A 4483-nucleotide genomic window follows, 5' to 3' on the forward strand; every position below is an offset into this window, starting at 1 on the left:
GAGGCGGGTCGTAACGGGGAGGTCCGCCGCTCGCGGGTCGGTCCGCGCTGCTCCTCGTACGTCATGACACCGGCTCCTTCAGGGCACGGTCCGCCGGGATGTCCGCCGTGACCGTCACCGCGGCCGGGTCCAGGTCGCCGGGGGTCGGCATGACGCTGCCGGGCAGTTGGACGGCCGCCGCGCCGTGGGCGACCGCGGAGGCGAGGGCCTCGGGGCCGCTGCCGCCGGCGATCAGGAAACCGGCGAGGGAGGAGTCACCGGCGCCCACGTTGCTGCGTACGRCGTCCACGCGGGCGCCGCCGAACCAGGCGCCCTCGTCGGACACCAGCAGCTGCCCGTCGGCGCCGAGGCTCGCGAGGACGGCCCGGGCGCCCATCTCGCGCAGCTCCTCGGCCGCCTTCACGGCGTCGCCGACGGTGGCGAGGGGGCGGCCGACGGCCTCCGCGAGCTCCTCGGCGTTGGGCTTGACCACGTCGGGCCGCTCACGCAGGGCGGCGAGGAGCGCGGGCCCGGAGGTGTCCAGGGCGATCCGGGCACCGGCGGCGTGCGTGCGGGCGACCAGCTCGGCGTACCAGGAGGGGGCGAGGCCGCGCGGCAGGCTGCCGCAGCAGGCGATCCAGGCGGCGTCGCGGGACTGCTGCCGTACGGTCTCCAGGAGCAGTTCGCGCTCGGCCTCGGACAGTTCGGGGCCCGGCGCGTTGATCTTCGTCAGGACGCCGTCGGCTTCGGCGAGGGCGATGTTGGAGCGGGTGGCCCCGGCGACCGGGACCGGCGCGACCTCGATGCCCTGTGCGTCGAGCAGGTCGGCGACGAGCGCGCCGGGGGCGCCGCCCAGGGGCAGGACCGCCACCGTGCGCTGCCCGGCCGCGGCGACCGCGCGCGAGACGTTCACGCCCTTGCCGCCCGGGTCCATCCGCTCGCCGGTGGCGCGGATGACCTCGCCGCGGTCGAGGGACGGCACCTCGTAGGTGCGGTCCAGGGACGGGTTGGGGGTCACGGTGAGGATCATGCGCGCACTACTTCCGTGCCGCCGCGCTCGATCGCGACGGCGTCTTCGGGGCTCAGCCCGCTGTCGGTGACCAGCAGGTCCACATCGCTCAGGTCGCCGAAGCGGGCGAAGTGCTCCTGGCCGTGCTTGGAGGAGTCGGCGAGCAGCACCACGCGGCGGGCGGCGGCCACGGCCGCGCGCTTGACGGCGGCCTCGGCGAGGTCGGGGGTGGTCAGGCCGTGTTCGGCGGAGAAGCCGTTGGCGGCCACGAACAGCACGTCCGCGCGGATCTCGCCGTACGCGCGCAGCGCCCAGGCGTCCACGGCGGCGCGCGTGCGGTGCCGCACGCGCCCCCCGATGAGGTGGAGCTGGATGCCGGGATGGTCGGCGAGGCGGGCCGCGATGGGCAGGCTGTGCGTGACGACCGTGAGGGAGGCCTCCAGCGGGAGGGCGGCGGCCATTCTGRCGACCGTCGTGCCGGCGTCGAGGATCATCGTGCCCTCGGTCGGCAGTTCCGCGAGGGCCGCCTTGGCGATGCGGTCCTTCTCGTCGGGGGCCGTCGTCTCGCGCTCGGCGAGGTCCGGCTCGAAGTCCAGGCGCCCGGCCGGGATGGCCCCACCGTGCACCCGGCGGACCAGTCCGGCGCGGTCGAGGGCCTTCAGGTCCCGGCGGATCGTCTCCGCCGTCACCTGGAACTCCTCGGCCAGCGACACGACATCCACTCGGCCGCCGTCACGGGCGAGCCGGAGAATCTCCTGCTGCCGCTCCGGTGCGTACATGTCTGTTCGCCTCCGACTCATGCCCGAACGTGTGGTTTCAGCGGGAGGCTACGCCGAGATTTCCGCAAAGTAAACAGGTTCGGACTCAATCGGGCATGATCGGAAACAAGGACGGCTCGGGAACAAGGACGGCTTGGGAAGAAGGACGGCTCGGGACAAGGACGGCTCGGGAACAAGGACGGGCTCGGCACCCATGTGCCGAGCCCGTTCTCCGACGATTGCCGGACGAATGCCGACGATTGCCGGACGATCGTCAGGAGACCAGCGCCGGTTCCTTCGGCTCCACCGTCGCCTGCTCCCCCTCGACATGCTGCGCCGGCCGCTTCGGGAGGGCGAACATCAAAAGGAAGATCACGCCCATCACCGCGGCCACCCAGCCCAGCGAGTTCCGGAAGGCGTCCGCGAAGGCCGGGCCCACCTGGTCCCGGCGCAGATCGTCGCCGATCGTTCCGAAGAAGACGACCGACACCAGGCCCAGCCCCAGCGCGTTGCCCATCTGCTGCACGGTGTTGAGCAGCCCGGACGCCGAGCCGGAGTGCTCGCGCGGCACCTCGGAGAGGATCGCGTCGGTCAGCGGAGCGACGATCAGGCCCATGCCCACGCCCATCACCACCAGCGGCAGCGCCATCTGCCAGGGCGCGATGCCGAGGCCGTAGTGCCCGGACTCCCAGAGGTAGAGCAGCACCCCGGCCGCCATCACCAGCGCGCCCGCCTGGAGCACCTTGCGCCCGAAGCGCGGGACCAGCTTCTGCACGGACATCCCGGCGGCCACGGACACGGCGATCGAGAACGGCACCCCGGTCAGCCCGGCCTTCAGCGGGCTCCAGCCCAGCCCGAACTGCATGTACAGCGTCCACACCAGGAAGAAGACGCCGAGCGCGACCCCGAAGACGGTCTGCACGGCGATCCCGGCCGCGAAGCTCTTGACCCGGAACAGCGACAGCTCGACCAGCGGGGAGCCGTCCCGTGCGCTCTTGCGCCGCTCGTACGCCACCAGCGCCGCGAGGACGACGAGCGCGCCGGCCATCGAGACGTATCCCCACAGCGGCCAGCCCAGCTCGCGGCCGCGGATGAGCGGGTAGAGCAGCATGAGCAGGCCCAGCGTCACGAGCGCGACGCCCACCAGGTCCAGCTTCAGGGCCCGCGGCGCCTTGGACTCGGTGATGAAACGGCTGCCCAGGATCAGACCCGCGACGCCCACGGGCAGGTTGATCAGGAAGATCGAGCGCCACTCCCACCCGAACAGGTTCCACTCGGTCAGCAGCGCGCCGAGCAACGGACCGGACACGGCCCCGAGCCCCACGACCGCGCCGAACAGCCCGAACACCTTGCCCCGCTCGTGCGCCGGGAAGGTCGCGTGCACGATCGACAGCACCTGCGGCACCATCAGCGCCGCCATGGCGCCCTGGAGGAACCGCGAGGCGACCAGCATCTCCGGGTTCACCGCGAGGCCGCACAGCGCGGAGGCGACGGTGAAGCCGCCGATGCCGATGAGGAAGATCCGCTTGCGGCCGTGGATGTCGCCGAGCCGTCCGCCGGTGATCAGTCCGGCGGCGAAGGCGAGGGCGTAACCGGCGGTGATCCACTGGATCTGGCCGAAGGACGCGCCCGCCTCCCGCTGGATCGACGGGATGGCGATGTTGACGATCGTCACGTCGACGAGGTCCATGAAGGCCGCGGTCATCACGATCGCCAGGGCGAACCAGCGGCGGCGGTCGGTCCCGCCGCCCGCGGTGCTGAGAGGGGTCTCGGTGGAGGTCATGCCCAGAAGTTAGAGGGTCATTAGGTCAGATCGTGTCCTACTGGTGCGGCATCCTCGTCGGTATGACGACGGACACTCCGGCCCGGCTGCTGACGCTCCTCTCCCTCCTCCAGACGCCCCGCGAATGGCCCGGCGGCGAGCTCGCCGGCCGGCTCGGGGTCTCCCGCCGCACGGTCCGGCGGGACATCGACCGGCTGCGCGAGCTCGGCTATCCCGTGCAGGCGACCAAGGGCGCCGACGGCGGCTACCGGCTGGTCGCCGGCAAGGCCATGCCGCCCCTCGTGCTCGACGACGAGGAGGCCGTGGCCATCGCGGTCGGGCTGCGCGCCGGGGCGGGGCACGCGGTGGAGGGCCTGGACGAGGCGTCGGTGCGGGCGCTGGCCAAGCTGGAGCAGGTGCTGCCGGGCCGGCTGCGCCACCGCGTGACCACGCTCCAGGCCGCGACCACACCGCTGACCAGCGGGGACGGGCCCAGCATCGCGCCCGAGACCCTGACCGTCATGGCCTGTGCGGCGGCGGGGCACGAGCGGCTGCGGTTCGCCTACCGGGCGGCGGACGGCACCGAGTCGCGGCGCCTGACGGAGCCGTACCGGCTCGTGTCGACAGGCCGCCGCTGGTACCTGGTGGCGTACGACATCGACCGGGACGACTGGCGTACGTTCCGCGTCGACCGGGTGAGCGAACCGTTCGCGACGGGGGCGCGGTTCGTGCCGCGCGAGCTGCCGACGGGGAATGCGGCGGAGTACCTGCGGCAGTCGATGCAACGGCAGCAGGAGACGTACGACTTCGAGGTCACGTTCGCCGCACCGGCCGACTTCGTCGCCGCCCGGCTGCCGAAGTGGCTCGGCACGCCGGAGCCGTTGGACGACAACAGCTGCCGACTGCGGGGGTCCGTCGGTGATGCCGTGCAGTGGGTGGCGTTCCGGCTGGCGCTGCCGGAGTGCGACTTCGTGG

At 72.6% G+C, this 4483-nt stretch carries 4 protein-coding genes; 1 reads left to right on the forward strand and 3 read right to left on the reverse strand.

The window, feature by feature from the left end; genetic code table 11:
- Window positions 1-61: 61 nt before the first annotated feature.
- The 3 genes from pfkB to CA983_RS41115 form a co-directional block, all read right to left on the reverse strand.
- Complete coding sequence (gene pfkB, locus CA983_RS41105; RefSeq protein WP_086605765.1) at window positions 62-1009, reverse strand: 1-phosphofructokinase; 948 nt, start codon at window positions 1007-1009, stop codon at window positions 62-64.
- Window positions 1006-1767 (reverse strand): DeoR/GlpR family DNA-binding transcription regulator, encoded by a 762-nt coding sequence (locus CA983_RS41110; RefSeq protein WP_086605766.1) that lies wholly within the window; start codon window positions 1765-1767, stop codon window positions 1006-1008. Before CA983_RS41110 ends, pfkB begins: the two co-directional genes overlap by 4 nt.
- Window positions 1768-2020: 253 nt before the next feature.
- On the reverse strand, window positions 2021-3529 hold the full coding sequence (locus tag CA983_RS41115) for an MFS transporter (protein WP_086605767.1): 1509 nt from the start codon (window positions 3527-3529) through the stop codon (window positions 2021-2023).
- Window positions 3530-3591: 62 nt separating this feature from the next.
- Between CA983_RS41115 and CA983_RS41120 the strand changes: the two genes are divergently transcribed.
- Window positions 3592-4483, forward strand: an 892-nt coding sequence (locus tag CA983_RS41120; protein WP_086605768.1) for a helix-turn-helix transcriptional regulator, incomplete at its 3' end; no start/stop codon positions are given.

This window comes from Streptomyces swartbergensis, assembly GCF_002148965.1.
GTDB lineage: Bacteria > Actinomycetota > Actinomycetes > Streptomycetales > Streptomycetaceae > Streptomyces > Streptomyces swartbergensis.